At 54.5% G+C, this 4378-nt stretch carries 4 protein-coding genes; all 4 read right to left on the bottom strand.

What is annotated here, in order from left to right:
* A partial coding sequence (locus ABJQ89_RS08320; protein WP_348495783.1) for a proton-conducting transporter membrane subunit occupies positions 1-592 on the bottom strand: 592 nt, incomplete at its 3' end.
* Between the two features lie 15 nt (positions 593-607).
* Positions 608-2155: an NADH-quinone oxidoreductase subunit M gene (locus ABJQ89_RS08315; RefSeq protein WP_348495782.1), complete on the bottom strand. Its 1548-nt coding sequence runs from the start codon at positions 2153-2155 to the stop codon at positions 608-610.
* A complete protein-coding gene (gene nuoL, locus ABJQ89_RS08310) occupies positions 2155-4272 on the bottom strand; it encodes an NADH-quinone oxidoreductase subunit L (RefSeq protein WP_348495781.1) in 2118 nt (705 codons plus the stop codon). The genes ABJQ89_RS08315 and nuoL overlap by 1 nt, the downstream gene beginning before the upstream one ends.
* A gap of 4 nt (positions 4273-4276) precedes the next feature.
* The coding region (locus tag ABJQ89_RS08305) for an NADH-quinone oxidoreductase subunit K (protein ID WP_348495784.1) at positions 4277-4378 on the bottom strand (102 nt) is incomplete at its 5' end.

Genomic DNA, 4378 nt, shown 5'->3' with positions numbered 1-4378 from the left:
GTCCGTCGCTCGCCGTTTGGATAATGCCAGAGAACAGCGTCGTGCCCGCGTAGCCATATGTCAAGGATGCACCATAGAGCAACAAACCAGAGCTGAGCGCGCCGAGCACGAAGTATTTCAGGCCCGCTTCGGTTGATTTTGCACTGTCTCGACGCAAAGACGCGACCACGTAGAGCGCGAGCGATTGCAGTTCGAGGCCCATGTAAAGCGTCATGAGATCACCGGCAGAGACCATGACCATCATACCGACCACAGCCAGCGCAACGAGCACTGGGTATTCAAAGCGTAGCAAGCCTTTGCGCTCCATATAGTCTTGGCTCATCACCAGTACCGCAGCAGAGGACAGCAAGATTGCAACCTTTGCAAAACGCGAGAAGGCATCGTCGTTGAACATACCGCCAAAGGCTTCGTTCGCGCCCTCACCGCTGAACCCGATCCATGCCGCAAGTACGACGAAGAGCGCAGAGGTCACCCAAACCAAGAGCGATGCCACCTTGTCCTTGCCAGTATAAACCGCCGCCACAAGAGCGATCAGCGCGAAGAGCGCCAGAATAATCTCTGGCATGATGATTGTCAGGTCAGCCTGTATCATGGTGCAGCGCCCTTCTTAGTGCGATGCGGCTGCTGGCTCTGCGTGGGTCACGCTTGCCAGTGCCGTTTCATAGTTGGAAACTAGCGCCTCAACCGAGGGGCCAATAATGTCGAGAACAAGTGCTGGATAGACACCCAACAGCAGCGTCATCACAACGAGCGGTGCAAATATCCAGCGCTCGCGCGTCGTCATGTCGGAAATCGTGCGCAGGCTTTCTTTGATCAGATCACCCATCACGACGCGGCGATAGAGCCACAGCGCATAGGCCGCAGACAGGATCACACCCGCCGTTGCCACCGCAGCCACCCATGTGTTCACTTGGAACACACCGATCAGCGTCAGGAATTCACCGACGAAGCCTGATGTGCCCGGCAGACCTACGTTCGCCATCGTGAAGAACATGAAGATCAGCGCATAGGCAGGCATGCGATTTACGAGGCCGCCATAGGCATCAATCTCACGCGTGTGCATGCGATCATAGATCACGCCCACACAGAGGAAGAGCGCACCAGAAATAAAGCCGTGGCTGATCATCTGGAAGATCGCGCCGTCGATACCCTGTTGGTTCGCCGCAAAAATACCCATCGTCACATACCCCATGTGCGCAACAGATGAATAAGCGATAAGCTTTTTCATATCTTCCTGCACCAGCGCCACCAGCGACGTGTACACAATCGCAATCGCAGACATCCAAAGGATCATCGGCGTCATCACATCCGCGCCCACTGGGAACATCGGTAGAGAGAAGCGCAAGAAACCGTAGCCGCCCATTTTCAAGAGGATCGCCGCAAGAACAACAGAACCCGCCGTCGGCGCCTGAACGTGCGCATCAGGAAGCCATGTGTGCACAGGCCACATCGGCATCTTCACCGCGAAGGAGGCGAAGAAGGCCAAGAACATGAGCGTCTGCAAACCACCAACAACATGGATGCCGAGGATCGAGAAGCTCTCGGACCCGAACGTGTGCATCATGAGCGTTGGAATGTCTGTCGTGCCCGCATCCACGAACATCGCAACCATCGCCACCAGCATCAGAACCGAACCGAGGAAGGTATAAAGGAAGAACTTGAAGCTCGCATAAATGCGGTTCGCGCCGCCCCAAATCCCGATGATCAGGAACATGGGGATCAAACCCGCTTCGAAGAAGACATAGAACAGCACCAGATCAAGCGCCATGAACACGCCGAGCATCAGCGTTTCCAGCAGCAAGAAGGCGATCATGTATTCTTTGACGCGCGTTTTCACATCCCAGCTGGCGAAGATCACCAAGGGCATCATGAAGGTCGTCAACATCACGAACAGAACCGAAATCCCGTCAACGCCCATCTTATATGTCAGCCCCATCACCCAAGAGCGTTCTTCCACCATTTGGAAGCCCGTATTCGCGCTATCAAACTGCGCGAGGATAAAGAGCGATGCGACAAAGGTCGCGACGGTCCCGGCAACGGCAATATACTTGGCATTGCGCTGCGCCGCCTCATCATTGCCGCGCAGGAATAGCGCCATAATCAAAGCCGCAATTGCGGGAATGAATGTGACCATGGAAAGCAGTGAATTTTCCATTAGTGCGTTCCTCCGGAGAACGTCATCCATGTCACCAGAACCAGAATTCCGATCACCATGGCGAAGGCGTAAGTAAAGATATAGCCGGACTGAACGCGACCAGCGAGGCGGGTGAAGAAGGGCACAATGCCCATCGCCACACCATTAAGAGTGCCGTCAATCACATCCCCATCACCGCGTTTCCAGAAGAAACGACCGATGATTTGGGCCGGTTTGACAAAGATCGCATCGTAGAGCTCGTCAAAGTACCACTTGTTCAGCAGGAAATTGTAGAGCGGTCGGTTATGCTCCATCGTGCGTTTCGGCATTTTCGGATCCCAAATGTAGAACCACATCGCCAGCAAGAAACCAATGACCATCGCAATGAACGGACTGAGCTTCACCCAAGTCGGCACATAATGCGCATCATGGAGCACATGGTTATGCGATCCCGTATAAATCGCGCCCTCGCCCGGCTTGCCAGCAAACTCATAAGACGTTTTCTTCTTTTTGCCGTCTTTGGCAGCGTGATCATCCTTTGCGGCATGATCATCTTTTGCTTCGCCGTGATCATCATGGCCTTCACCATGCTCGGAGGCTTCCGCATAAGGCACGCCGAAGAAGCTCGCCACCTCATTGGTCTTGCCAAAGAAGCTGCCATACCAGATTGCACCGGCGAAAATCGCACCAAGGCTGAGAACGCCAAGTGGCACCAACATCACCATCGGACTTTCATGCGCATGCTCATGCGTGTGCTTGTCGCCGCGCGGTTTGCCGTAGAACGTCAAGAACATCAGACGCCAGCTGTAGAAACTGGTCATCAGCGCCGCGATCACCAGCATCCAGAAGGCATAGCCGCCATCCGTACCCGCAAAGGCGCTTTCGATCACTGCATCTTTCGACGCGAACCCTGCAAATCCGATCCAACCAGAAAGCGGGATACCAACACCAGTAATCGCCAAAGTGCCGATCATCATCGCCCAGAACGTATACGGGATTTTCTTACGCAAACCACCGTAGTTGCGCATGTCCTGCTCGTGATGCATCGCGTGGATCACGGAGCCCGCACCCAGGAAGAGCATCGCTTTAAAGAAGGCATGCGTGAACAGGTGGAACATCGCGACCGAATAAACACCAACGCCCGCTGCCACGAACATGTAGCCAAGCTGGGACATTGTTGAATAAGCGATCACGCGTTTGATGTCGTTCTGAACCAAACCGATAGTCGCTGCGACAAAGGCCGTGGTGGCACCAAGGAATGTGATGAACGCCGTCGCCTCTGGCGCATATTCCATCAATGGGGACATGCGGCACACAAGGAAGACACCCGCCGTGACCATCGTCGCCGCGTGGATCAAGGCAGACACAGGTGTCGGACCTTCCATCGCGTCCGGCAACCATGTGTGCAGGAACAATTGCGCCGATTTACCCATCGCACCGACGAACAACAGGAAGGCCAGCAAGTTCGCCGCGTTCCAGTCCGCCCAAAGGAACGTGACTGTTGTGTCTGCCAGCGCAGGCGCCGCTGCGAAGACGTCATCAAAGTTAATGCTGTCCGTCAGATAGAAAAGACCAAAGATACCCAGTGCAAAGCCGAAGTCACCCACACGGTTAACCACAAAGGCCTTAATCGCCGCAGCATTCGCCGAAGGCTTGCGATAGTAGAACCCGATCAAAAGGTAGGAGGCAACGCCAACCCCTTCCCAGCCAAAGAACATCTGAACAAGGTTGTCAGAGGTCACCAACATCAACATCGCAAAGGTAAAGAACGACAGATACGCAAAGAAACGTGGCTTGTAGCTTTCGCCATCTTTCCACTGCGGATCATGGGCCATGTAGCCAAAGGAATAAAGGTGCACCAACGCAGACACTGTGGTGATCACAATGAGCATAATCGCCGTCAAACGATCAAGGCGAATACCCCAATCCGTGCTCAGGCTCCCGCTTTCAATCCAGCGCAGGAGTTGGATTTTCTCGAGCGTGCCATCAAAGCTCAGGAACACGACCCAAGAGAAAAAACAAGCAACAAAGAGCAAGCCCGTGGTCACCCACATCGCGCCCTTTTCACCAATGATGCGCCAACCGAAGCCGGCGATCAGGGCCCCGACCAGAGGCGCAAAAAGAATAAGCGTTTCCATCTGGTCAGCCTTTCATCACGTTAACATCTTCGACAGCAATCGTGCCGCGCGTTCGGAAGAAGCACACAAGGATCGCAAGACCAATCGCGGCCTCGGCAGCGGCGAC

The sequence above is a fragment of the Planktotalea sp. genome, from assembly GCF_039984035.1.
Taxonomy (GTDB): domain Bacteria; phylum Pseudomonadota; class Alphaproteobacteria; order Rhodobacterales; family Rhodobacteraceae; genus Planktotalea.
The sequence above is the reverse complement of the archived record's forward strand: the minus strand, read 5'-3'. Positions and strand labels throughout refer to the sequence as shown.

Bases quoted from the DNA above. Each gene is read 5' to 3' on its own strand.
- ABJQ89_RS08315 (WP_348495782.1), bottom strand. From the start codon at position 2,155: ATGGAAAATTCACTGCTTTCCATGGTCACATTCATTCCCGCAATTGCG.
- nuoL (WP_348495781.1), bottom strand. From the start codon at position 4,272: ATGGAAACGCTTATTCTTTTTGCGCCTCTGGTCGGGGCCCTGATCGCC.